Origin of the sequence: Vibrio salilacus (assembly GCF_002811245.1) — a bacterium.
Lineage (GTDB): Bacteria > Pseudomonadota > Gammaproteobacteria > Enterobacterales > Vibrionaceae > Vibrio > Vibrio salilacus.
Genome location: NZ_NIVQ01000004.1, coordinates 109,748 through 134,245, shown reverse-complemented (window position 1 = coordinate 134,245; position 24,498 = coordinate 109,748). Strand labels below are relative to the sequence as shown.

Sequence of the window (24,498 nt, the reverse complement as noted above, 5' to 3'; positions counted from 1 at the left end):
GCCCCGTTTACACGGGGCTTTTTTCTTTCGGAGGCACAATGCTTTACCGTCTAGCCAGAACTGGCTTTTTCCAACTTGATGCCGAAAAGGCACATGATCTTGCAATTCAAAACTTCAAACGCCTTACGGGTACACCACTCGATCTTCTTTATCGTCAACAGCTACCACATCGCCCAGTCGAATGCATGGGGCTAACGTTCCGTAATCCGGTTGGACTTGCTGCAGGGCTTGATAAAAATGGTGAATGCATAGAAGCTTTTGATGCGATGGGCTTTGGCTTTGTTGAAGTAGGAACGGTCACGCCGCGACCTCAATCAGGCAATGACAAACCACGTTTATTCCGTCTTGTTGAGGCAGAAGGCATCATCAATCGGATGGGTTTTAATAACTTAGGTGTCGATAACCTGATTGAAAATGTCAAGAAAGCCAAATACAGCTGTGTTCTTGGTATCAACATTGGTAAAAATAAAGACACACCAATCGAAAAGGGTGCAGAAGACTATTTGATCTGTATGGATAAAGTCTATCAGTACGCTGATTACATCGCAGTGAATATCTCATCACCGAATACACCAGGATTACGTTCATTACAATATGGTGAAGCATTGGATGAACTTCTTGTTGAGTTAAAAGCCAAACAAGCCGAGTTAGCGAAGCTGCATAATAAATATGTGCCTCTTGCTCTAAAGATCGCACCGGATCTTAGTGATGATGAGATCAGCCAAATTTGCCAGTCACTGATCAAAAACCAGATTGATGGCGTGATCGCGACCAATACAACACTAGACCGTTCAATTGTTGAAGGTATGAAACATGCGAACGAAGCAGGGGGCCTAAGTGGTCGACCTGTGCAATTACGTAGTACCGAAGTGGTTCGTCGTTTACATCAAGAGCTTAATAACCAAGTCCCGATCATTGGTGTTGGTGGTGTTGATTCATATGTTGCGGCAAAAGAGAAGATGATGGCTGGTGCAAATCTGGTTCAGGTCTACTCTGGCTTTATTTATAAAGGCCCTGGATTGGTACGAGATATTGTTAAAAACATTTAATAGCTTAGTAGTATTAATCACTTAAGTGACATTGTCACTTGAGGCGCATACAGCAATTTTAAGCACTAGATAAGAGGAGATGAGCTTTCATTTCCTCTTTTTTTTCGTCTATTAGCGCATAAAATCTGAGTATTGATTGGCGAGGTAATTAAGCGTTTTACCGACATTCATTACAAATAAAGAGATGGAACGATGCTTAAACCCAGTGACAAATGGACCTGGTACTATGATGACTCAGAGCAGCACTTGATGCTTGACCTGGGGGATAACATGGTATTTAGAACCAATCTTGCTCGTAAGTTGATTGTTGAGTGCGCGATTGGTATCAATGAATTTTCAGTTGATGATGCCTCTGCTTACATGACATACAAAGAGCAAATCGCATTACTGGGTCTCAGTGAGCCAAAACAAGCAGAACTGACGCTCTATTGTGTAGCTGCAAAACGCTTTCATAAACCCGTTCAGCCCAAAAGCTGGTTCTTTGATTCACTCTCCGATGGTCAGTTAAAGCCTGAGGAAGGGGACCTAATTCGCCTCAACAACTCTTATAGTGATGGCTACTTCATAGTGCTTGAAGTGGGCGAAAGCGCCAGCTTATGTGCCTCTGTCAATTTAGAAGCGTTTTGGCTCAATAGTGCTAAGTGCCTAGAGTTTGGCCAAGCCATTAAAGTTATGCACGACCGTATTCAATTATGTAATCACCATTTCCATGTTCAATCTATCTCTATGGTTGGATAGGCGTAAGCCCAATTATCGTTCCTTTGTTTCATTTTCCGCCAGCTTGTTAAAAAGCTGGCTTTTTTTGTCTATCATTTACGTCCTAAATAAGACGAGCTGCTCGAATCATCGCCATCAGCGTGTGTCTCTATTGTGAGATCAGTTCAAAATTCCACCGACAAAGCAATGTCTTTATCCTCATATCTGTCCTTTAAATTTCACGTAACCACCCAATAATTCCTCATTTGACGATTTTCTGTTGCTTTATTACGTAAAAATTAATGACTGGTATAGACCAATTTTATGAAGAATAAGTATTCACTTCGCTTTAATTGCTTATTAAATATCAGAATTGGTTTTAGTTACTCCATTGTCATGACGTTAAAATACGACACGAGGCGTTGATGATTAATTGAACGATTGAAGAGAGAAAAAGGGTGAATTAAGGGATTGAGCTAACAGTAACTAAGCGAGTCAGGTATAATGCGGGGTCATTTTTTAAAGAATCAAACATCACTATGCATCAATATCTTGCCGTTACCGCCAATGGCCTTGAAAATCTATTGGTAGACGAGCTGACCAAGCTTGGAATTAGCAACGCCAAACCTGTGCAAGCAGGGGTTCGCTTTAAAGCGACAAATGAACAGATTTATCGAGTCTGCTTGTGGAGCCGCTTGGCTTCAAGGTTCGTACGCGTGCTATCAGAATTCACTTGTAACAATGATATGGATCTTTATTTGGCCGCATCGGCTGTTAACTGGGTGAATCAGTTCCACAGCCGAAACAAGTTGGTTGTTGATTTCAACGGTACTAACCAAGAAATCCGTAATAGCCAATACGGCGCCATGAAAGTAAAGGATGCGATAGTCGATAGTTTCGAAAAGAAAAACCTACCTAGACCGTCGATCAGCAAAGATCAGCCTGATCTTCGTATTCACGTTCGTTTACACAGAGATAAAGCGATTCTTGGGGTTGATATGGTTGGAGGTGGCCTTCATCAACGTGGGTATCGGCCTGAGTCGGGGCGCGCACCTTTAAGAGAAACACTCGCGGCGGCAATTATTCTTCGCAGCGGTTGGACGCATGAAAAGTCATTCCTCGATCCCATGTGTGGCTCAGGTACTTTATTGATTGAAGCGGCTATGATGGCGGCGAATATGGCTCCTGGTGTTAATCGTCCGAAATGGGGTTTTGAAGTACTGGAAGATTTTGAACCTGAGTTGTGGGCTGAGATTAAATCCGAAGCATCAGTACAGGCAAAACGCGGCGTCAAAAAAGTTGACGCTAAATTTTTCGGTTTTGATAACGACGAACGGGTACTCAAAACTGCACGTGACAATGCTCGCCGTGCGGGTGTGGACTCATTGATTGAGTTTGAATTGGCGGATGCGGCAAAACTAAAACGTCCAAAAGGCTTTGAAGCTGGTGTTATTGTTTCTAACCCGCCTTATGGTGAGCGTTTGGGGACTCATCCAGGTTTAATCGCGCTTTATACCGCTTTCGGCGCCCAGCTCAAGGCTGAATTTGGTGGTTGTCAAGCGTCTATTTTCTCAAGTTCTGATGAATTACTTAGCTGTTTGCGAATGCGTGCAGATAAACAGTTCAAGCTCAACAACGGCGCGTTACCTTGTCACCAAAAGAACTATTCAATCAGTGAGCGTTCTCCGCAAGTAACAAGTGACAATGTCACTGAATCTTTGATTGCTCCTGACTTTTCCAATCGTTTAAAAAAGAATATCGCTAAGATAGGGAAATGGGCACGTAAAGAACAACTGGATTGCTACCGTATTTACGATGCTGACTTGCCAGAGTATAACGTTGCCATTGATATCTACCTCGATAACTTAGTGATTCAAGAGTACGCTGCACCAAAAGATATTCCAGAAGAGAAAGCCAAACGTCGCCTTACTGATATTATTCGTGCAGCGATTCAAGTGACGGGCATTGATGCTAATAAAGTGGTACTCAAAATTCGAGAGAAACAGAAAGGCCGCTCTCAATATCAAAAGCTATCACAAGAGTCTGAAACGCTAACCGTCAATGAGTACGGTGTTCAACTAATTGTTAATCTGCACGATTATCTCGATACAGGCTTATTTCTTGATCACAAGCTCACTCGACGCAAGTTAGGTGAAATGGCGCAAGGTAAAGATTTCCTTAACCTATTCGCCTATACAGGTTCTGCAACCGTGCATGCGGCTTGTGGTGGGGCAAAATCAACAACGACGGTTGATATGTCTAACACTTATCTCGATTGGGCCAAAGAGAACATGAAGCTTAATGGCCAAGTTGGTCGTCAGCATCGTTTCGAGCAAGCGGATTGTTTGCAGTGGCTTGAGACATCGACGGCGCAATTTGATCTGATCTTTATTGACCCACCAACGTTTTCTAACTCTAAACGTATGGAACAAAGCTTTGACGTGCAACGCGATCACATCCAATTGATGAGAAATCTTAAGCGCTTGTTGAGAGCGGACGGTACTATCGTGTTCTCAAATAATAAACGTCATTTCAAAATGGATCAGGCAGCGTTAGAAGAAATTGGTTTGGTTGCCAATAATATCTCGCACCAAACGTTACCACTGGACTTTGCACGTAATAAGCATATCCACAATTGTTGGGTTCTTGCGCACAAATACTAATAGGTGAGCCGTGATTACATTATTCAGTACAGAGGGCTGCCATCTATGTGAGATGGCACTGACTCTTACTCAACAGCTTAATATCAACGAATCTATTACCATCGTTGATATCGCGTTTGATGATGAGTTATTTTCTCGTTACGGCGTCACTATTCCAGTGCTACATTATCACGGCAGTGAGCTAAACTGGCCGTTTGATTTACAACAGTTACAGATTTGGTTAGGAAACAATGGCATTACTTACAATTAATAATGGACTGTTAGCCTATGGCGACCATCCTTTGCTTGATAGCGCGGACTTCGCCTTACAAGAGAACGAACGCGTTTGTTTAGTTGGCCGTAATGGTGCCGGTAAATCGACGTTAATGAAGGTGATCGCGGGCGAAGTACTGCTCGATGATGGTAAACTCACCGTGACTCAAGATGTCGTGGTATCGCGCTTAGAGCAAGATCCACCGCGTAATCAAGAAGGAACTGTATTTGATTATGTTGCTGGTGGCGTTGTGGAAATCGGCAATCAAATTAAGATCTATCAAGATCTTCTCGATCTCATCGCGGTCGATCCATCAGAGCAAAATATTAATAAGCTTTCACGTATCCAAGAGCAACTTGAGCATTCTGGTGCATGGCGTTACGAAGACCGAATTAAGAATGTTTTGGCTGCACTGAAGCTAGATGGGCATGTCAAGCTGACTGATTTATCGGGCGGTTGGCAGCGTAAGGCGGCATTAGCGCGCGCTCTAGTGTGTGACCCTGATGTGCTATTGCTCGATGAACCGACTAACCACCTTGATGTGACCACCATCGAATGGTTGGAAAATTTCCTAAAGGATTTTCGCGGTTCGATCATCTTTATCTCTCACGATCGCGCTTTTATTAAGTCAATGGCAACGCGTATCGTCGATCTTGATCGTGGTAAGTTGGCCTCGTTCCCTGGTAATTACGAGAATTACTTGATCGAAAAAGAAGAGATGCTCCGTGTCGAAGAGATGCAAAATGCCGAGTTTGATAAAAAATTAGCGCAAGAAGAGGTCTGGATTCGTCAAGGTATCAAAGCACGTAGAACGCGTAATGAAGGACGTGTTAGAGCCTTGAAAAAACTGCGTGACGAACGTCTAGACCGTCGTGAAGTGCAGGGCAAAGCGAACATTCAGATTGATGACGCTTCTCGCTCAGGAAAGATCGTATTCGAAGCTAAGAATATGAGTTACTCGATTGAAAATAAATCGATTGTTAAAGACTTTTCTTTCAATATCATGCGTGGCGATCGTATTGCGCTAATCGGGCCAAATGGTTGCGGTAAAAGTACACTGCTTAAACTTCTATTGAACACGCTTGAGCCACAATCGGGTACCTTACATTGTGGGACTAAGCTTGAAGTGGCGTATTTCGATCAATATCGTGAAATTCTCGACCCTGAGAAGACGGTGATTGATAACTTAGCCGATGGGAAACAAGAAGTGATGGTGGGCGGTCGTCAACGCCATGCATTAAGTTACTTGCAAGATTTCCTCTTCGCTCCTAAACGCGCACGTACACCAGTAAAAGCGCTGTCAGGCGGTGAGAAGAACCGCTTACTACTCGCCCGTATTTTCCTTAAACCGAATAACTTGCTGGTTCTTGATGAGCCGACCAACGATCTAGATATCGAAACATTGGAACTTTTAGAAGATTTGCTTGCCAACTATCAGGGTACGCTTTTATTAGTAAGCCATGATCGCCAGTTTGTTGATAACACGGTAACGACAAGCTGGATTTTCGAGGGTGAAGGTGTCATCGAAGAGTTCGTTGGCGGTTATCATGATGCTCAGCAACAGCGTGCGCAGTCTTATAAAGTGCGAGTGAGTGAAAAAACAACGAAAACCGTCCAACAGGTTGAGGAAACTCCCAAAACGAGTGTAGTGAACAACAAGCCTAAGAAGTTATCTTATAAACTGCAGCGAGAATTGGAAGTTCTTCCGGCCAAACTTGAACAGCTCGAAGCTGACATTGAATCTGTTCAAGAGCAAGTTAACAGCGCTGAGTTTTTCTCAAAGCCCGTCGATCAGACACAAGCCGTATTAGAAAAGCTTGCTGCTCTAGAGCAGGAGCTTGAAATTGCCTTCGAGCGCTGGGAAGAGCTCGAAGCAATGCAACAGGAAAGTTAAATTTAATGAGTCGTAATAGTTTAAAAATCACCACGTTGGCCGCGACAGTTGCGGCCTCTTTTGGCGCCAATGCGGCGCTTTATAACGTTTATATGAGTGCTCCAGAGGGAACCAGCTCTAGTTTGCAAACCTATGGGGTTGCAGTTAGCGATGAAGCTACGAGTTGTTGGTCTGCGTCTTGCGACGCATCAACCTCCGAATTGGCGGTCGAAGTTAAGCGATACCGGGAAGGCTTTCAATACCGCGATGAAGCGCCATTCTTTTTACCTTTTGGTTGGAGCTACTTGGATGATGGCTATGACGGTTTTAGAAGTTACTGCCGTAACTTTTTAGGCTATCAAACCACCCAGTGTGATCTTTGGGCTGATTTTCAGTATACAAAAGGTTATAAAAATGAGATTGATGGTAACTATGCCGGCTCTATCGCATATCTTGATGGCGGCAGTGAGCTGTTCGCTGAAAACACAGTAGTGAATAGTATCAATAGTGCTTTTCCAACTGGTAATAGAAGGGACGGCGCTACGTACCGAAATAGAGCTTTCACCAGTGTAAATGGCACCTCAACTATTGATCTCAGCTTGGATGACGTTGGCCTCACACATGTCACTCATGACCAATCCCACTCCTGGAAGACATTAAAAGATGGCACAGATTATTACACTGTAGGCAGTGTTACTAAGAGTTATGATTCTGCGAGTAATAACTCATATGCCGCGGTATGGAAAAATAATGATTTACAGGAGCCAATCTCTTGGTTTGGCAACAATAAAACAAATGGAGATCGTCGGGCTCATGGGAGCGCACGTGATATCGTAAAAATTGGTTCGGATTTTTACGCTGTCGGCTACAATTCAGATAGTGATGTGTATTTCCGAGCAACCGTATTCAAGTCTAACGATGCTGTCACTTGGTCCTCAACCCCTGTTTCTGGTTTCCCATACGATAGGTCAGAGTATGCCAACCAAACCTTGCAAGCAGTCAATAACAATAAGATTGCGATTGGTACTGCAAAACTTAATCGGCCATTGAATGGCTCTTATTCCAACACTTTGTTCTATGTCGATAACATTGACTCACCTTCATACAAAGCCTTTAGTGGCGGAATTTTCTTTTCTGGTGCAAATGGGAAGGCAGGTTCGATCAATAACCACGATGAAGTTGTCGGTACCATTGATTATGATCGCCATAGTGAAACCAACGGAAATCCGAGAGGAAAACGCGCGTTTATTGCGCCGTTGACAGCAAATGCTAAAGCACCTTTGCAAGGTAAAGCATGGTACCTCGATGATCTTACCTATGGTTCAAATGCGACAACGGATAACAATGAATTTAGGATTATTGAAGCAGCAGACATTAACGATGCAGGCGTCATAGCAGCAACGGCATATTACTGCGCTGGTGGATGGGACAGTGAAGCGTTTAACGCCGCTTGTCGTGCTGGAGCATCATTAGTCGCTGTGGAACTTGTTCCTATTCAAGGTGCTACCAGCATCTCTAAACGTCCAGTCGAACAGAGCACAATAGAGCGACAAGGTGGTACATTAGGACTATTAGCACTAACTCTACTTGGCTTACTTGGGTTGCGTAGAAAATAGATTAAATTGTAAACAAGAGCACAGGTTCACATTTTTGGATCTGTGCTTTTTTTTTGCTTGAATTTGGCTCTTTTTTGATCGAATCTTAAAGGTGAAGTCATAAAAGCTTCACATCTACTCGTTACGTCATTGTGTAAGCGATGAATGGAGTGAGGTGTTTTAAGTAGTACGTTAAGAAACATTTTATGTATGAGGACGACACTATGAAGAGACAAAAGCGTGACCGCTTGGAAAGAGCTCAATCTCAAGGTTACAAAGCAGGTCTAAATGGCCGCTCGATGGAGGCATGTCCGTACCAACAGATGGATGTTCGATCCAATTGGCTTGGTGGTTGGCGCGATGCCAGAGAAGATAAACACTCTGGTCTCTACAAATAACACTCAATCCACATACGATATAGGAACTTAGCCCCGTAAGGGGCTTTTAAATAACCACATAATGCACTATAACTAAATGTATTGTGAACAAAAAAACGACTCTAGTGAGTCGCTTTGCTATAGAAACAGTTAAAGTTAAAACGCTGACGTATCTTGGAAAAGGCCAACTTTCAGGTCCTTAGCAACATAAATCTCTTTACCGTCAACCAGTACACGTCCATCAGCAAGACCCATAACCAATTTACGATTAACAACACGCTTCATATGGATTTCATAGGTTACTTTTTTCGCCGTTGGCAGAATCTGACCGGTAAATTTCACTTCACCAACACCCAGAGCTCGGCCTCGACCTTTACCGCCAACCCAGCCTAAGAAAAAGCCAACCAATTGCCACATGGCATCTAAGCCTAGACAACCTGGCATTACCGGATCACCAGGGAAGTGGCAATCAAAGAACCATAGATCAGGAGTAATGTCTAACTCTGCGAGGATAAGACCTTTACCGAAATCACCTTCTGTTTCTGACATCTTAGAGATGCGATCCATCATCAACATATTTGGTGCTGGTAGTTGTGGGTAACCAGGACCAAACAGTTCTCCTCGACTTGAGGCTAGAAGATCATCACGGTTATAAGAATCACGTTTGTTTTGCATTATCAATTACTCCAGATTTTGATAGCAGCATGTTAGTGAACAGGTGTACGCTAAACAACTCCGATCAGTCGTTTTGTGGCCATTTTTTACTCAAACGAACCAGTTTTTGATGCGCTCCACAATTCCTTGCGGATGTTCATGTCTTTCAAAGTTTTCAATACGTTGTGCAATCTTGCTGATTACGCTTTCGTCATCATCACCACGAAACGGCTTACCCATTAAGATAGGAACGGCTTCATCAACGGTTGATACTGACCAGATATGAAATTGATTGTTTTTAATGCTCTCAACGACATCTTTGTTGAGCGCCAAATGCTTTAAGTTTGATTTCGGCAAAATGACACCTTGCTCACCCGTTAAGCCTTGGTGTTTACAAACATGGTAAAAGCCTTCAATTTTTTCATTGAGGCCACCAACAGCTTGTACTCGCCCAAACTGATCAACAGCGCCAGTCACTGCAATTTGTTGATTGATAGGGTATTCCGACAAAGCACTGACAAACGAGCATAGTTCGGCAAGCGTCGCGCTATCACCATCGACTTCACTGTAAGATTGTTCAAAAACAACAGATGCAGAGTAGGGTAGCGGCTCGTCAAGTCTAAGTGCACTACTGACGAACGCTTGCATTATCATCATGCCTTTGGCGTGTAAGTTACCACCAAGCTCCGCTTTTCGCTCTACATCAGAAATATCCCCATCACCGAAGTGAATAACACATGAAATACGCGCGGGTTCACCATATGACATAGGGTGACCTGGTATATCAATCACGGTTAACCCATTTACCTGACCGATACTTTCACCTTTGGTTTCAATCAAGACTTGCCCATCAGTGATGTCAGCCAATGCTCGTTCAGGTAGATAAGCTTCTCGGAAATACTTGCTGTCTAGAGCGGTATCAAGATCTTGCTCTGACAGTACTTTACCATTTGAGGCAAGTTTGGCTTCTTGAAATAAACAAAGGTACCACAGCACCTCAATAGGCATGTAGTGTTGGTCTTCTGTATAGCGAGCACCGGCAATCATCAACCGATGAAGCGCACCGAAAGACAGGGGAGGTAATTGATACGTTTTAACCAACCAAGCGATAAAGCCAAAGTAAGCTTCTACGCTCTGAGGTGTTAAAGCAAACTCGTTTTCAACTTCAGTAAACAAGGCAAGACCAGTATAAGCTTCTGGTTCAATGTACTCAAAGTCTGCGATTTGATGCCGGTCGCCGACAATGACAATTTTTATTTGGTAGTGGTTTACTGGCTGTTCTGCCGCAATTTTATGTGGGTTCGCATTGATTGGACTAACCCCTTGCCCAAGAAGAACGGATTTCAACATCTGCCAGCTAGCTGGGTTGGCAAGCACCAAACTTACCGGAATCACTAAGTAGCCATTATTCGCTTTATCTAACAGACCAGCACTAGAAGTGACGATGTCACCTTTATCGTTGCATGTGTAGGAGCCAAATAAAGTGGCTATGTTTAAAGACTCAGTCGAGAATACTGGCTTATTACGGTCAATGCGATTGATACCGTCTTTTATTAATTGACGATAAAAAGAGTTATCGAGCGAATTGACAATCAGCAAGCGGCTTAGGCCATCTAAACGACAAAAGGTTGCTAGTGTATGCTTGAGTCGAGCTTGGATGTCGAAAAAATCAACCAACTCTAAAGTATCGAAGCGTTGAATCTGAGAGTCGTATTGAGAATACTGAGGGGTAACGGCGTGCCAGCTTTCTTGGTTCATTAATATCGTTTTATGTCCGCTAAGTAGATGTGAATTATATAGAAAAAGCCAATCAGTATATATAGATAATTTATCTAATGATCTTGGTCTCTTTTCGATTACAATGGGGATTGTAACTTTATTAACATAGGGTTACGCTGTCACCTATAACGTTAACGGAATGGCTTCGCAATGAAATATCAACAGCTTGAAAACTTAGAGTGCGGTTGGAAATGGAATTACTTGATTAATAAATGGAAAGCGGGCGAGTCCATCACATCATACATTGATACTAGTGAAGCCGATGCAGCCGTTAATGAGCTTCGCCAGTTAGAGCATCAACCAACGAGAGTGCTGAATTGGATTGAGTTGCATATGGCTCCCGAGCTTGAGAATAAACTTAAGCAGGCGATTAGAGCAAAACGCAAACGTCACTTCAACGCCGAGCAAATCCATACGAAAAAGAAATCCATTGATCTTGACTATCGCGTTTGGGAAAAATTATCGTATCGAGCTAATGAGTTAGGATGTACCTTGTCGGACGCGATCGAATATCTGTTGTCAGAAGCGTCACGAAGCGAAAAAGCAAGCAAAGCAGTAACCAGTTTAAAAGAAGATCTGAGTAAGTTACTTGATTAATACGGGGGCTATTCTATGTTATATGTAATTCTAATTGCTGCAATTGTCGTCTTCTGGCTCGTTGCTATAGATAGGCCATTACTGAAAGTGGTGTTTTGCGACGGAAAAGTCACCCAAGAAAAAGGTCATTTCCCGCCGAGCTTTAAACATAACGTGCTCGATATCGCTGACCGAACGCCGTTTAGCGGAGAACTGAAAGTTTACCAGCAGCGCACCGGCACGAAATTGGTTCTTTCTAAACAGATACCAAAGAAAATACAACAACGTATTCGCAACGTTTTTCCTCATCAAGGCTTCAGCGCTAAAGGCAAGCATAAGAATTCGCTTTAAAGTCGTCAGTTTGAAAGTTTGCTCAGCGTAAAAGTACGAACAATTACCTCAGCGTTAGCTTAGCGTTTTATTACAATGGTTCCCGTTTCAACCACACGAGACTCCTTCGACACCCTGACTTTTGCAGTGTGTTTTTCTGGTGAGAAAAGTGATTTAGCTAATGTCATAGGTTGGCTGATACAAGGGGCATGTTCTTGCTTCTGATAATGAATTTCCCAATTTCGAATTTGGGTGTTGTAGCGCATAAAAGCAAAGCCCGTAATATTCTTAACAGTGGAGCTACCTTTTTGGTAAAAACCATAATCACGAAAACTCATAAAATTAATTAATCCGTTGCCGTGGTTTTTCACGTTATTGTATTGCTTATCTTCTTTGCCACCTTCCACATGGTAAACTCTGATTACTTCATCTCCCCAGTCATCAACAACAAAAGAGCAACCGCTAAAGTTTGGTGTGAAAACATATAAATGGTCGCGATGAGGATCGGGGTGTTTGGGGATATTGAGATACTTGCCTTGCGCGACCCAGTAGGCCATCTGTGATGTATTTTTATCGGGCTGTTCACCTGAGAATGTGTCGATGACTTGGATAGCACCTACTGCTCCATGAGTGTATTTGTACTGCATGCCACTGAAAACAAGTTCACCACTCTCTCTTAATTCCTTTTGAGTCGCAGGGTTAAGTGATGAGATCTGAATAGCGATGACGTCAGTGCTAACAGGCTGATTAGCAAAGCTGGAACCAAGTAGATCAGATGGCAATACGCGTTTTCCTATCGCATCGTTCATTCCCATTCTTGATGCTGGCATAGGTGACAAAATTGCATCAGGAAACTCTCGTTCTTCACCCACATAAATATGGTTATTTTGTTCTTCCACTTTACGGTCAGCGACTATCTTCTTTCTATGCGCAGCGTATCGAGCCTCACTAGCTTGAATTTCTTGCCAGCCTTTTTCTAGCTCCTGAAATCGTTCTCTACTCTGTCTTTCAATTTTTTCACCGGGGAACTCTTTTGGTACTACGGGTTCCGTAATAACTTGCTTTACTGGTATTAAAGAGCTTGTAGGCGCGAAATTTTTAGCAGTAGCGCGATCTAATGCGGCCTTTGAAGCAGCGGATTCCCTAGCCATCTCACAACTCGCACAAGGACACTCTAACGGGTTAGGGTGCATCACGGGGCACTTATGAGGTTTAGAAGGGTCAAAAATATCGGGTAAGTCCATATCACAATCCATTCGCTTTATCTGAGTATGCGCATAGTATTGTAGGCAAATGTTTCAGAATTGAACCTACATAGATTAGTCATGTTATACACCCATAGAAATCAACATTTTGACACTTATAACGCCTAAAATAGAAAAAGCAACTGATTGACTATTCATACATGGCACGGTTCACTTTTTAAAAGACTAGGAGCATCATGAAAATGAATACCAGACAGGGCGCGTCTTTTTACAATGACGAAAATCATACGGTTTGACAGTAAGGCAAAGAGATCGCAATGTATGAAAATGAACTGTTAGATGCTTATAAAAAAGCAAAAAACTACGTACGTTAGTGAAAAGTCAGCATATTGAGCGCGTATGAGGCTCAGAACCTCCGCTCGAAAAGCATCAGGATAACGTCGGTTACTCGGACGACCACGCGATCCATGTGCCAAAAAAGAAGAGGCTCCAATTAGAGACAGGTAAATTATGCAGTTCTAGAAGCTTTTCTTGTGCCAACGTAGGAGAGAAATCAGCGTAATCGACGCTCACATACATCATTTATTATTTTATGGCGCAATAGGTCTTTATCACTCATAGCTACTAACATCTCAGACCTCTTAAATCAGTTCGTGTTGAAATGAGCCTAGTCAGAGAACCGAAAAAGAGACATTTTAACTTTGGTAAAAAGTGGAATTACTAAATTTCGCCTACAGTCTTAGTGCGCATTATGTATATTATGTTAAATTAGGTATCACTAGATTGAATTGTGCTGCTTTAAATAATACTACCCTGGTTACTTTCACGTAGAATTAAACATAATCGTATTTACCATAAAATACCTAATAACCATATATCAGTTAATCAGAGATTACTGAATATGATTATTAACAATCACTTTAGTCAATGCGTTTTGTATTTCAAGACTACGAATTGGTTTAGAAATGAAGGCATTCATGCCAGCGTCTAAACAAGCTTTCTTATCTTGCTCTAGAGCATGTGCGGTTAATGCAATAATTGGCGTTTGTTGGCAAAACTGGCGAATTTTTTCGGTCGCAGTAATGCCGTCCATTACTGGCATCGAAATATCCATGAAAACCACATCTATACAATCGATATTCTGTTTAAGGTACTCCACGGACTCTTTGCCGTTATTTAGAGTGAGTACATTGTGGCCTAATCGCTCTAACACTAGCTTAATCACCATTTGGTTCGTTTCCGTGTCTTCGACGACCAAAATGTCTAATGACTTATGTTGATTAGTGACTTTGTCAATGGTTGGTGCCATTTGCTGACGCTGAATTGAAACTGGCAGCTCGACCACAAATGTGGCGCCTAAACCTAGCACACTGCTTACCTCGATGGCGCCATTCATCAGCTTAGCTAATCGTTGCGAAATGGCTAACCCTAAACCGCTGCCGCCGTATTTTCTGGTAATCGAATCATCGGCTTGTTTAAATTGACTAAATATTGCCTTAAGACGTGAACGTTCAATACCAATCCCTGTATCCTTGACTTTAATCTGTAGTTTAGAGTCACTCAACTGGGCCTGAAGCGAGACGCTCCCGTGTTCTGTAAACTTAATCGCATTGCCGATTAAGTTAAACACGATTTGCATGACTCGAGCACGGTCTACCCAAATGTAATCATGTTTATCGAGTGCGATGTCTAAATCTAACTGTAACCCTTTACTAAGGGCTAATTCTCGAAAATGCTCCAACACTTGCGACAATTCTGTTTTCAGGTTAACCCACTGATATTTTATTGGAAACTCGCCACTTTCAATTCGAGAAAGATCGAGGATGTCATCAATCAAAACTAGCAGAAGCTCTGCTGAACATTCCATTTTTTCTAAAATTTCTACTTGATCCTTTTGATATGGGTAACCTAATAAGACATCAATATAGCCAAGAACAGCATTGAGCGGCGTGCGCAATTCATGGCTCATCATTGCTAAAAATCTTGATTTAGCTTCATTGGCGTTCTCGGCTTTCAGTTGTGCTTTTTTGAGCTGTTTAGTGCGTATATCAACTAAACGCTGTAATTGTTCTTTGTGTTCAATATCGATCAGTGCACGCTCTAAAAGCGGCCTGAAACGTGACAGGGTGTCACTTGATTCAAGACTAAACTGCCCTGCTCTGTGCCCGATCATTATCAATACGGAATCTGACGTGGTAGTTTGTACTCCTGTGATCAACGCACTGCTAAGCTGTTTAGTATGGTGTGAATTTAGCGAATAAAATTCACCCAATGAAGCCGGTTCAAACAACGCGATGCACTCTCCATTAAGGGCTCTAATAAATTTAGAGCCACAACCCCACACTGTGTGCTTAAAGCTGGGATCAGAACTTAGCACGGTGTGATATTGGTGTTGATCGCGTGTCTTCCCGATTACTATAAAGTGCGAAAAATCAATATATAAGCCCAATACCTTTTGCAATTCTGTAAAGATCTGTTGTTTATTCGCTGCACTGGTAATACTTGAAATTGCATCTAAAATCGCTCGGTTTTCAGCGTTCAACCTTGCTTCGCGCTCTTGACTCTGTTTGAGTTCAATCAAGGCTTCGTTGAGCTGTTCTCTAATTTCTAAACTCATTTACTGGCTAATCCGCATAAAAGGTCGCAGAAGATATCATTAAATTACCGTGTCCATTCTCATCATTGATAAAGCGGCCTTGCTCGCCAAAGCTAAATGAACATATGAACGGTAAATCGCCTATTTCTTCTTTTATCATGTCATGGGCTAACTTGATATCATCATCTAAATAAAGCATCGCTCCAGCACAAATTACACAAATAGCGCCTGATAAACGGCCATTTTCGACAAATTGTCGTTTAGCTTCTTTGATGACGCGTGCTGGCCTCGCGATAAGCTGAGTTTTGTCTCCTGACATTAAGGTGACTTGTTGGCCTGTATGAATGTCGGTAAACAGTAGAATGCCTTCCGAGGAGCTGACTGATACTGGGTGAGAGAGCTTATAATAAGGTTGATCATATAGTTGGCCAGCAATCCGCCCTAAAGGGTAACGCGTCACCAACTCGAATTTAAAATATTCAGGCACTTGGGTTTGGCTATGCTGGTATATCCATTCACGATAAACGTGTTGAGCAGGTTTGCCGTCGATTTCAATCAGTTCACGCCCTTTAGCCTTAGTGATCACCCCAGAAAACTCAGTCGGTGAATACCCGGAACTAAAGCCTGTCGCCAGTGGCTTTGATGCAAATACTAGTTGAATTGCTAGACCTTGATGCGTCGAACCGTCTTCGGTGAAAACTGACCATTGCCCTTTGATCGCGTTGTCAGCCGCAGTGGCACCAATGATCGGAACCGGAGTTTTGAATACCTCGTCAAATGACTTTATTAATGCCTCTTCTACCCCCGGCGTACTATGAACGACAGCAAGCCTAGGCACTTCTCCCACTCGGTTTGCTTTGAACAGTGCAAGCTCAATCGCTTGTTTTGTCGCCGCAATCGACTCTGACTGGGTATCAAATGACATTAATCCCGAGCCATAGCCTTGTGAGTTTGTGTCATAAATTGCCATGATGCCAACAACAGAGCCAAAGTGAACGCCCCGTTCAGTCATCATGCCTTTGCAGGTTGAACAGCCGATGATAGATACGTTAGGTAATGTTTGTTTGAAGGCTTTTCTCAGTTTTTCGGCGCCATAATTTTGCGTAAAATAACAGATGACACTAACCAAGTTTTTAGTATTCAAGTTCGCAACCAGTTCTTCAACTGCAAGCTGCTCATTTAACTGATGAGTAATATGAGTTTTGAAATCCATTATTATTTCTTGACGATAATGACTTGATGAGTTTGATTGACTACGTTAACAGTTAACTCGAACTCATTTAATGACTCTGGGTAAGAAAATGTCCAAACGTCGGTTTTTTGAGTCAGCTCCAAGGGTGAAAATTGCGCTGTTATCGTTACTTCTGGAGCATCGGTACGAATCTGTAACTCATCACTCGTTACTTGAGCAAAAAACCGAGAGTTATTTACAAAAAAGACACACTCTTCAGTCCCCTCACAGGTCACTGTAATTTGTGACGTATGCACAACGGTACGCCAAATAAACGCACTAATTAGTAGGGTTAACATGATGATAATTTGAACAAAACGTCCACGAGTCAGTTTTTCAGCGGCCATTTGCGGGGTTCTCCGTGTAACAAAGTTCAAAGTTTTAAAATAAAAGGTCAAATCCTGACCGAGTGTAAGGTTACTACTCTGTCATTGAATTGTTAAATGCAGTATAGTTGGCGGCTGAAAATGCCACTTTTTTTAAAAATCGGCAAGAATTATTAACCGACTGATACGGTTCTATTTTTCTTTAAGGTTTGGGTGGCATTACGACATGTGTCGTGTTGGAAGTAAAGTGTAGTTAATTAGAAATTGGAAGCATGCAAATGAGCCAAGAAAAGCAGCTTGAACAAAACTACAACTATACAGTCGTCCGTCAGTTTACCTTAGTGACTATTCTCTGGGGTATTGTTGGCATGGCTGTTGGTGTTTTGATTGCCGCTCAATTAGTTTGGCCACAGCTAAACTTTGATACGCCGTGGTTGACGTACAGTCGCTTACGTCCTCTGCATACTAATGCGGTTATTTTCGCGTTTGGTACAAGTGCCCTATTCGCAACGTCCTATTACGTTGTCCAGCGTACTTGTCAAACACGTTTATTTGGTGGCCCTCTTGTCGCCTTTACCTTCTGGGGTTGGCAAGCCATTATTTTAGCAGCAGCAATTACTCTACCGCTCGGTTTTACATCGGGTAAAGAGTACGCTGAGCTAGAGTGGCCTATCGATATCGCTATCGCAGTTGTCTGGGTCTCTTATGCGGTTGTGTTCTTCGGAACATTGATTAAGCGTAATACCTCACACATCTACGTAGCAAACTGGTTCTTCGGTGCCTTTATCATCACTGTTGCGGTGCTTCATATCGTAAACAGCATGGCAATACCTGTGTCTATGGGTAAATCGTACTCGATTTATTCTGGCGCGGTCGATGCGATGGTTCAGTGGTGGTACGGTCATAACGCAGTAGGTTTTCTACTGACGGCTGGTTTCCTAGGTATGATGTACTACTTTGTACCTAAGCAAGCTGAACGCCCAGTATACTCTTACCGTCTGTCAATCGTTCACTTTTGGGCATTAGTCTCTTTGTACATTTGGGCAGGTCCTCACCACTTACACTACACTGCGCTTCCAGATTGGACGCAATCCCTAGGAATGGTGATGTCACTGGTTTTATTCGCACCGTCTTGGGGGGGGATGATTAACGGTATTATGACCCTGTCTGGTGCTTGGCATAAGCTTCGCTACGACCCTATCTTACGCTTCCTCATCGTATCGCTATCGTTCTACGGTATGTCTACGTTTGAAGGCCCAATGATGTCGATTAAGACAGTCAACGCGCTGTCTCACTACACCGACTGGACTATCGGTCACGTACACTCTGGTGCTTTAGGTTGGGTTGCTATGGTATCGATCGGTTCGGTTTACCACTTGGTGCCACGCCTATTCGGTCAAGAGCGTATGTATTCTGTTGGTCTAATCAATACGCACTTCTGGTTGGCGACAATTGGTACGGTTCTTTACATCGTCGCAATGTGGATCTCAGGTGTAATGCAAGGTCTGATGTGGCGTGCAGTTAACTCTGACGGTACATTGACTTACAGCTTCGTAGAATCTGTACAAGCATCCTACCCGTTCTATTTCGTACGTTTCTTAGGTGGTTTTATCTTCCTAACTGGTATGTTCTTAATGGCATACAACACGTACAAAACGGTAACAGCGCCAAAAGATAGTTTAAAAGCTATCCCACAGCCGGCATAAGGAGATTTAAAGAATGAGTTCTAATTCTAACAATCGCCACGAAATTGTTGAACGCAATGTCGGTTTGCTAGCGATTCTGATCGTTTTTGCTATCAGTCTGGGTGCTCTCGTAGAGATCACTCCTCTGATTTTCCAAAAACAAACCACTGAACCAGTAGAGAATTTACGTCCTTATACTGCGCTCGAGATGGAAGGTCGTGACATTTACGTCCGTGAAGGTTGTAATGTTTGTCATAGCCAAATGATTCGCCCGTTCCGTTCGGAAACAGAGCGTTACGGTCACTACTCAGTGGCAGGTGAAAGTGTGTATGAGCACCCGTTCCTGTGGGGTTCTAAACGTACCGGCCCTGATTTGGCGCGTGTTGGTGGGCGTTACTCTGATGAGTGGCACCGTGTTCACCTAATTGATCCTCGTGAGCTAGTTCCTGAGTCAAATATGCCTGGTTTCCCATGGCTTGCTGACAATGTCCTTGATGGTAAGGACACTCAGAAAAAGCTACAAATATTCCGAGATCAGTTTGGTGTTCCATATACTGATGAGCAAATCGCAAACGCGTCTAAAGATGTCGAAGGGAAAACAGAGATGGATGCCATCATTGCTTACCTTCAGTCTCTTGGTCACGCAATGAAGTAATTAAAGGGGTTAAATTATGGATATAGGTACTATTCACAGTATTTGGACCATAGTGCTGTTTGTTAGCTTTCTTGGCGTGGTTTGGTGGGCTTACGGTAAAAGCCGAAAAGCTCGCTTTGACGAAGCCGCGAACCTTGTTTTTGCTGATGAGCAGAAAGCGCCTGAAAAAGAACAAGGAGTGACTAAGCAATGACGACATTTTGGAGTCTTTGGATAATCATCATCACGGTCGGTACTCTTGTCGGCTGTGCTGCACTTCTGCTTTGGTGCCTAAAAGATAAGATGGGCGTTGAAGAAGGTGCAGACATGGGACACGAGTACGATGGTATTCGTGAACTTAACAACCCACTGCCCAAGTGGTGGACTTACCTGTTCGTTAGTACGTTTGTATTCGCTGCAATCTACCTAACTCTGTACCCAGGTTTAGGTAGTTTCAAAGGTGTACTCGGTTGGCAGAGTTCTGACCAAACAGTACGCTCTCTTGAAGAATCAAAAGCGTCTATCGCTGCTGCTCAACAGAATAAACAGTTGGTTCAATACGCGAAAGAGCTTGATGATGCAGAAACCTACTTTGGCGAAGCATTTAAGAAACTTGCGTACATCGATGGCTCAACTGAGCTGCGCCCTATCCCTGAAATCGCAGCGGATAGTGAAGCAGTAAAAGTGGGGCAGCGCCTGTTCTTGCAAAACTGTTCTCAGTGTCATGGCTCTGATGCCCGCGGTCAGAAAGGGTTTCCTAACCTGACTGACGATGCATGGCTATACGGCGGTGAGCCGCAAGCTATCGTGACAACATTGATGCAAGGTCGTATTGGTCAAATGCCAGGATGGAAAGATGCACTTGGTGAACAAGGTGTGAATGAAGTAGTAAGCTACACGCTAAGTTTGTCTGGTCGTAGTGTCAACGTACGTGAAGCAGAAGCGGGTAAAGCTCGCTTTGTTGTGTGTGCTGCCTGTCACGGTACTGACGGTAAAGGTAATCCAGCAGTCGGTGCCCCTGACTTGACAGATCAATACTGGCTATTTGGCGGTTCACGAGCTGACGTTACTGAAACAGTAATGAATGGTCGTTCTGGTGTTATGCCGGCTTGGAAAGACATTCTTGGTGAAGACAAAATTCAACTTGTTTCAGCCTATGTTTGGAGCCTAAGCAACTCAGATAATAAGTAACATTCCAATAACAGCCCCTATTCAAGGGGCTGTCTTTCTTTTAAATTAAAGCCCTAATTTCTTTCATTTTTTATTGAGAACTTTTTTATGGAACAGCCTTGGTATAAGCAGTTTTGGCCGTGGTTTCTGATTACTCTTACCGTCGGTGTCTCTCTTTTAACGGTAGTCAGAGTGTTAATACTCACAAATCAATCAGTTCATCTTGTTACTGAGGATTACTATAAAAAAGGTAAGGGTATTAACGTTGATATATCTCGTGTTAGCACCGCGAAAGAACTGGGCCTGAGCGCTGCAGTTTCTTCTGAAGGCAACACAATAGTGGTCCTATTTGAAAAGGGACAGTTCGATCACTACCCTGCTATTACCGCTATGTTTGCCCATCGCACCTTACCCGATAGAGACTTCACCCAGCTGATCACATCCGATGCACGCGGTTATTACCGTTTAACTCTTGAGAATGAGCTGCAAGGTCCGTGGTTTATCGAGTTAACGCCACATGATGAAAAATGGTTAATTCAAGGCCGAGTAGAGTTCCCTACTATGTCATTTGTCCCATTATCTAACTAAGCAAAATCTATGTGCAAATCGTGTTATCACTGTGGTGAAGATGTACCAGCCAACACGGACTACCAAGTAGATATTCTTGGTGAAACCAGAGAAATGTGTTGCCCAGGATGCGAATCCGTCGCTCAGACTATCGTTGATAGCGGCCTCGTCTCTTATTATCAATATCGCACCGCACCGGCAGAAAAAGCCGAACTTGTTCCTGAGCAGCTTCAGGCTCTGATTCATTATGATAATGATGAAGTACAATCGGAGTTCGTTCGCAACAACGATGATTACGCAGAAGTGACATTGTCACTAGATGGTGTCTCTTGTGCGGCTTGCGCTTGGTTGATAGAAAAACAAGTGTCGACTAAACAAGGTGTCGTTTCTATTCGTGTTAATACGACCACCAACCGTGCGATATTAGCCTGGGATAAAACTCAAACTAAGCTCAGTGAATTACTCTCTTCAATTCACAAACTTGGTTACAAAGCGGCACCATTTGAAGCGGATAAACAAGAAGCGGCCTATCACGAGCAAATGAAGCAATACCTCTATCGTTTGGGGATTGCAGGCCTTGCGACCATGCAAGTAATGATGCTCGCGGTGGCGCTTTATCTTGAAGTGTTTGGCGACCTAGAGCCTGAGTTTAAAAACTACTTTCGTTGGGTGAGCTTAATTTTTGCTACTCCGGTGATGCTCTACTCTGCCTTACCCTTTTACCTCAATGCATGGCGAAGTATTCGTAGCCGCACTCTGGGTATGGATGTCCCTGTCTCGATTGCGATGATCTTTGCTTACTGCGCAAGTCTAGTTGCGACGGTGACAGAGCAAGGGGAAGTCTTTTTTGAGTCGATCTCAATGTTTGCCTTCTTCTTGTTAGTTGGACGTTTTCTTGAAATGCGCGCCCGTCGTAAAGCAGCAGCGGCCAGTGGAAATTTACTTAAACTTATCCCAGCAATTGCCAATCGTTTAGATGGCGAACAAGTTCCGGTCAAGACGCTCAAGGTCGGTGACCAAATTCGCGTCTTACCCGGTGAGCATGTTCCTGCCGATGGTAAGATCATTACAGGTCGTGTTCACATTGATGAGTCAATGTTAACCGGCGAATCCCTACCTGTGGTTAAACAAGTTGATGACATGGTTTTTGCAGGTACGCTTAACGGCGAGGAAGCGTTTGAGCTTGAAGTTACATCGTCAAAAATCGATTCAATGATTTCTAATATCGTCCGCTTGCAAGATGAAGCGCAGCTATCCAAACCCAAGATTGCTGAAATCGCAGATATTGTTGCGCGATACTTTGTCGCCGTCATTTTGGTCATTGCAGCTGGTACTTGGTTTTTCTGGCATCAAGCTCGTCCAGATGATGCGTTTTGGATCATGTTGTCAGTACTGGTTGCGACCTGCCCTTGCGCGTTGTCTCTTGCGACCCCAACAGCGTTGACTTGTGCCACGTCACGTATGGGAAATTTAGGTATTTTGCTGCGTAAAAGCCACGTTTTTGAAACCTTATGTAAGGTCAATCATCTTATCGTCGATAAAACTGGCACCTTAACCCATGGTGATATTGTTATTGATGACGTTCAATTACACAGCGAACTAACCAAAGACAAAGCTCTCGCCATTGCCGCGTCACTAGAAGAGCATGCGAATCACCCGATCGCTCGAGCATTTAAGCGTTACGCCGATAATGATGTAACGGTGACAGAAGTTGAAAACGTGATTGGATCTGGTATCCAAGGCTTATTTTCTGGCTTGCAAGTAAAGATTGGCAGTGCCCAGTTTGTGTTAGACAACGCACACTTAGCCCAAGCCAACTCCGTGTATCTATCGATAGATAATCAGCATGTCGCGACCTTCACCTACCAAGATCCGATTCGTTCAGAAACGAAACAATTTATTGAGCAGTTCCAACGCGCTGGCGTTAAAGTCACATTGCTGACAGGCGATATCGAACATAACGCTAAAATTGTTGCCGATCAGATTGGCATTGAGAATGTCGTGGCTGGTGCTAAGCCGCAAGATAAGTTGACTTATCTGCAAAACGTTGATGCCAATGATATTACAATGATGATTGGTGATGGAATCAACGATGCACCCACTTTAGCGGGTGCGCACTTGTCGGTAGCAATGGGTAGCGGTACTGATGTGGCGAAAGCGTCAGCCGATATGGTCTTACTTGGTGACAGACTTGATAGAATTCTTGAAGCTCGTGAGCTTGCACTGCAAACTCGCAAGATCATTCGCGAGAACCTAGCCTGGTCGTTAGGTTATAACGTACTTATATTACCGTTGGCCGTACTGGGTTTCGTCGCACCCTATTTTGCAGTCGTTGGTATGTCTGCGAGTTCAATTATTGTAGTATCTAACTCTCTGCGTCTGCTCAAAGAAAAAGGTAAATAGATGGAAAGCCTTTATATCCTTATCCCAATCGCAATTGTATTGGTGTGTGTTGCCGTCGCAGTGTTTTTATGGGCGGTGAAGAGCGAACAGTTTGAAGATTTGGAACGTCAAGGGCACAGCATTCTCTTTGATGATGACGAACACAAAGAGAAGCGCCCAAAATGACACCTGATTGGGTTGGTGCATTTTTAATAGGATTAGTTGGCGCTGGCCATTGTATGGGGATGTGTGGTGGCATCGCCTCTATGCTCACTATGGGACAAAAACACCCGTCAAAGTTAACGCCGCTATTCTATAACCTTGGTCGATTAACCAGTTATACGGTGATTGGCGCCCTGGTTGGTGGTGCGGTATCAACGTTGACTGAAATTGGTCACCTTAATGACGTTTTGGCTTGGTTACGGCTAGGCGCTGCACTATTTATGATTTTACTTGCAGGTTATATTGGCCGTTGGTGGCAGGGTTTATTGTATATTGAAAAACTTGGCCAATCTTTATGGCGGGTGATTTCTCCAGCCGGTAAATCCCTATTGCCACTTCGTTCACCAATCCACGCTTTGCCTTTTGGTTTTATATGGGGATGGTTACCTTGTGGCTTGGTTTACTCAATGCTAACTTGGTCAGCGGTATCGGGGAGTGTCCTTAATGGCGCGTTAATCATGTTAGCTTTCGGCTTAGGAACGCTACCTGCAATGCTCTTGGTTGGCCACGCGGCAACTTCTTTGAAGAAGTTGCAATCATCTTACACATTCCGACACATTACTGCGGTTATAATCCTGCTTTATGGCGTTTATACGGGCTACGGCGCGCTAAGTCTATTATCAATTAACTTTTAG

The 24,498-nt window shown here is 43.4% G+C and carries 23 protein-coding genes; 17 read left to right on the top strand and 6 right to left on the bottom strand.

All coding sequences use genetic code 11. The features are described 5' to 3' along the window. The first annotated feature begins 38 nt into the window (after nt 1-38). The 7 genes from pyrD (at nt 39) to rmf (ending at nt 8,527) form a co-directional block, all read left to right on the top strand. Nucleotides 39-1,049 carry a quinone-dependent dihydroorotate dehydrogenase gene (gene pyrD / locus CDZ87_RS04310; RefSeq protein WP_100752331.1) on the top strand — a complete coding sequence of 337 codons (1,011 nt, stop codon included), beginning with the start codon at nt 39-41 and terminating at the stop codon, nt 1,047-1,049. A 192-nt stretch (nt 1,050-1,241) separates the two neighbouring features. Beyond that, a complete protein-coding gene (locus tag CDZ87_RS04305; RefSeq protein WP_100752330.1) occupies nt 1,242-1,787 on the top strand; it encodes a cell division protein ZapC in 546 nt (181 codons plus the stop codon). A gap of 497 nt (nt 1,788-2,284) precedes the next feature. Next, a complete protein-coding gene (rlmKL, locus tag CDZ87_RS04300; protein WP_100752329.1) occupies nt 2,285-4,408 on the top strand; it encodes a bifunctional 23S rRNA (guanine(2069)-N(7))-methyltransferase RlmK/23S rRNA (guanine(2445)-N(2))-methyltransferase RlmL in 2,124 nt (707 codons plus the stop codon). A 10-nt stretch (nt 4,409-4,418) separates the two neighbouring features. Next, a complete protein-coding gene (locus CDZ87_RS04295; protein ID WP_084185954.1) occupies nt 4,419-4,658 on the top strand; it encodes a glutaredoxin family protein in 240 nt (79 codons plus the stop codon). After that, nucleotides 4,639-6,555: an ABC transporter ATP-binding protein gene (locus CDZ87_RS04290; protein ID WP_100752328.1), complete on the top strand. Its 1,917-nt coding sequence runs from the start codon at nt 4,639-4,641 to the stop codon at nt 6,553-6,555. The genes CDZ87_RS04295 and CDZ87_RS04290 overlap by 20 nt, the downstream gene beginning before the upstream one ends. Nucleotides 6,556-6,560: 5 nt before the next feature. After that, nucleotides 6,561-8,150, top strand: a complete 1,590-nt coding sequence (locus CDZ87_RS04285; protein WP_100752327.1) for a DUF3466 family protein — start codon at nt 6,561-6,563, stop codon at nt 8,148-8,150. Between the two features lie 203 nt (nt 8,151-8,353). Further along, nucleotides 8,354-8,527 (top strand): ribosome modulation factor, encoded by a 174-nt coding sequence (rmf, locus tag CDZ87_RS04280; protein WP_038174819.1) that lies wholly within the window; start codon nt 8,354-8,356, stop codon nt 8,525-8,527. A gap of 135 nt (nt 8,528-8,662) precedes the next feature. Here the strand turns inward: rmf and fabA are convergent, their stop codons facing one another. After that, on the bottom strand, nt 8,663-9,181 hold the full coding sequence (fabA, locus tag CDZ87_RS04275; protein WP_038174756.1) for a bifunctional 3-hydroxydecanoyl-ACP dehydratase/trans-2-decenoyl-ACP isomerase: 519 nt from the start codon (nt 9,179-9,181) through the stop codon (nt 8,663-8,665). 90 nt (nt 9,182-9,271) lie between these two features. Further along, nucleotides 9,272-10,918, bottom strand: a complete 1,647-nt coding sequence (locus CDZ87_RS04270; protein ID WP_100752326.1) for a S16 family serine protease — start codon at nt 10,916-10,918, stop codon at nt 9,272-9,274. A 171-nt stretch (nt 10,919-11,089) separates the two neighbouring features. On the opposite strand from CDZ87_RS04270, the gene matP reads away from it, so the two are divergent. Both matP and CDZ87_RS04260 read left to right on the top strand, forming a co-directional pair. After that, complete coding sequence (gene matP / locus CDZ87_RS04265) at nt 11,090-11,536, top strand: macrodomain Ter protein MatP (protein WP_100752325.1); 447 nt, start codon at nt 11,090-11,092, stop codon at nt 11,534-11,536. Between the two features lie 15 nt (nt 11,537-11,551). After that, complete coding sequence (locus CDZ87_RS04260) at nt 11,552-11,866, top strand: DUF3634 family protein (protein WP_100752324.1); 315 nt, start codon at nt 11,552-11,554, stop codon at nt 11,864-11,866. A gap of 59 nt (nt 11,867-11,925) precedes the next feature. Here CDZ87_RS04260 and CDZ87_RS04255 read toward each other — a convergent pair whose 3' ends face one another. The 4 genes from CDZ87_RS04255 to CDZ87_RS04240 all read right to left on the bottom strand — a co-directional run bounded on the left by CDZ87_RS04255 (nt 11,926) and on the right by CDZ87_RS04240 (nt 17,224). Beyond that, nucleotides 11,926-13,089 (bottom strand): cytotoxin, encoded by a 1,164-nt coding sequence (locus CDZ87_RS04255; protein WP_100752323.1) that lies wholly within the window; start codon nt 13,087-13,089, stop codon nt 11,926-11,928. Between the two features lie 853 nt (nt 13,090-13,942). Further along, the gene (locus CDZ87_RS04250; protein WP_100752322.1) at nt 13,943-15,667 is read right to left on the bottom strand and encodes a response regulator; all 1,725 of its coding nucleotides are present in this window, start codon (nt 15,665-15,667) and stop codon (nt 13,943-13,945) included. 7 nt (nt 15,668-15,674) lie between these two features. Then, the gene (locus CDZ87_RS04245) at nt 15,675-16,859 is read right to left on the bottom strand and encodes an FIST signal transduction protein (RefSeq protein ID WP_100752321.1); all 1,185 of its coding nucleotides are present in this window, start codon (nt 16,857-16,859) and stop codon (nt 15,675-15,677) included. A gap of 2 nt (nt 16,860-16,861) precedes the next feature. Continuing rightward, nucleotides 16,862-17,224, bottom strand: coding sequence for a hypothetical protein (locus CDZ87_RS04240; protein WP_100752320.1), 363 nt, complete (start codon nt 17,222-17,224; stop codon nt 16,862-16,864). 257 nt (nt 17,225-17,481) lie between these two features. Between CDZ87_RS04240 and ccoN the strand changes: the two genes are divergently transcribed. The 8 genes from ccoN (at nt 17,482) to CDZ87_RS04200 (ending at nt 24,498) form a co-directional block, all read left to right on the top strand. Next, on the top strand, nt 17,482-18,909 hold the full coding sequence (ccoN, locus tag CDZ87_RS04235; protein ID WP_172953549.1) for a cytochrome-c oxidase, cbb3-type subunit I: 1,428 nt from the start codon (nt 17,482-17,484) through the stop codon (nt 18,907-18,909). A gap of 13 nt (nt 18,910-18,922) precedes the next feature. Continuing rightward, nucleotides 18,923-19,543, top strand: a complete 621-nt coding sequence (gene ccoO / locus CDZ87_RS04230) for a cytochrome-c oxidase, cbb3-type subunit II (RefSeq protein WP_100752318.1) — start codon at nt 18,923-18,925, stop codon at nt 19,541-19,543. A 16-nt stretch (nt 19,544-19,559) separates the two neighbouring features. Beyond that, nucleotides 19,560-19,736, top strand: coding sequence for a cbb3-type cytochrome oxidase subunit 3 (locus CDZ87_RS04225; protein ID WP_004745916.1), 177 nt, complete (start codon nt 19,560-19,562; stop codon nt 19,734-19,736). After that, a complete protein-coding gene (gene ccoP, locus CDZ87_RS04220) occupies nt 19,733-20,713 on the top strand; it encodes a cytochrome-c oxidase, cbb3-type subunit III (RefSeq protein WP_100752317.1) in 981 nt (326 codons plus the stop codon). The genes CDZ87_RS04225 and ccoP overlap by 4 nt, the downstream gene beginning before the upstream one ends. 87 nt (nt 20,714-20,800) lie before the next feature. Beyond that, nucleotides 20,801-21,280: a FixH family protein gene (locus CDZ87_RS04215; protein ID WP_100752316.1), complete on the top strand. Its 480-nt coding sequence runs from the start codon at nt 20,801-20,803 to the stop codon at nt 21,278-21,280. Between the two features lie 9 nt (nt 21,281-21,289). Beyond that, nucleotides 21,290-23,662 carry a heavy metal translocating P-type ATPase gene (locus CDZ87_RS04210; protein ID WP_100752315.1) on the top strand — a complete coding sequence of 791 codons (2,373 nt, stop codon included), beginning with the start codon at nt 21,290-21,292 and terminating at the stop codon, nt 23,660-23,662. Beyond that, nucleotides 23,663-23,827: a cbb3-type cytochrome oxidase assembly protein CcoS gene (ccoS, locus tag CDZ87_RS04205; protein ID WP_100752314.1), complete on the top strand. Its 165-nt coding sequence runs from the start codon at nt 23,663-23,665 to the stop codon at nt 23,825-23,827. After that, the gene (locus CDZ87_RS04200) at nt 23,824-24,498 is read left to right on the top strand and encodes a sulfite exporter TauE/SafE family protein (RefSeq protein ID WP_100752313.1); all 675 of its coding nucleotides are present in this window, start codon (nt 23,824-23,826) and stop codon (nt 24,496-24,498) included. The genes ccoS and CDZ87_RS04200 overlap by 4 nt, the downstream gene beginning before the upstream one ends.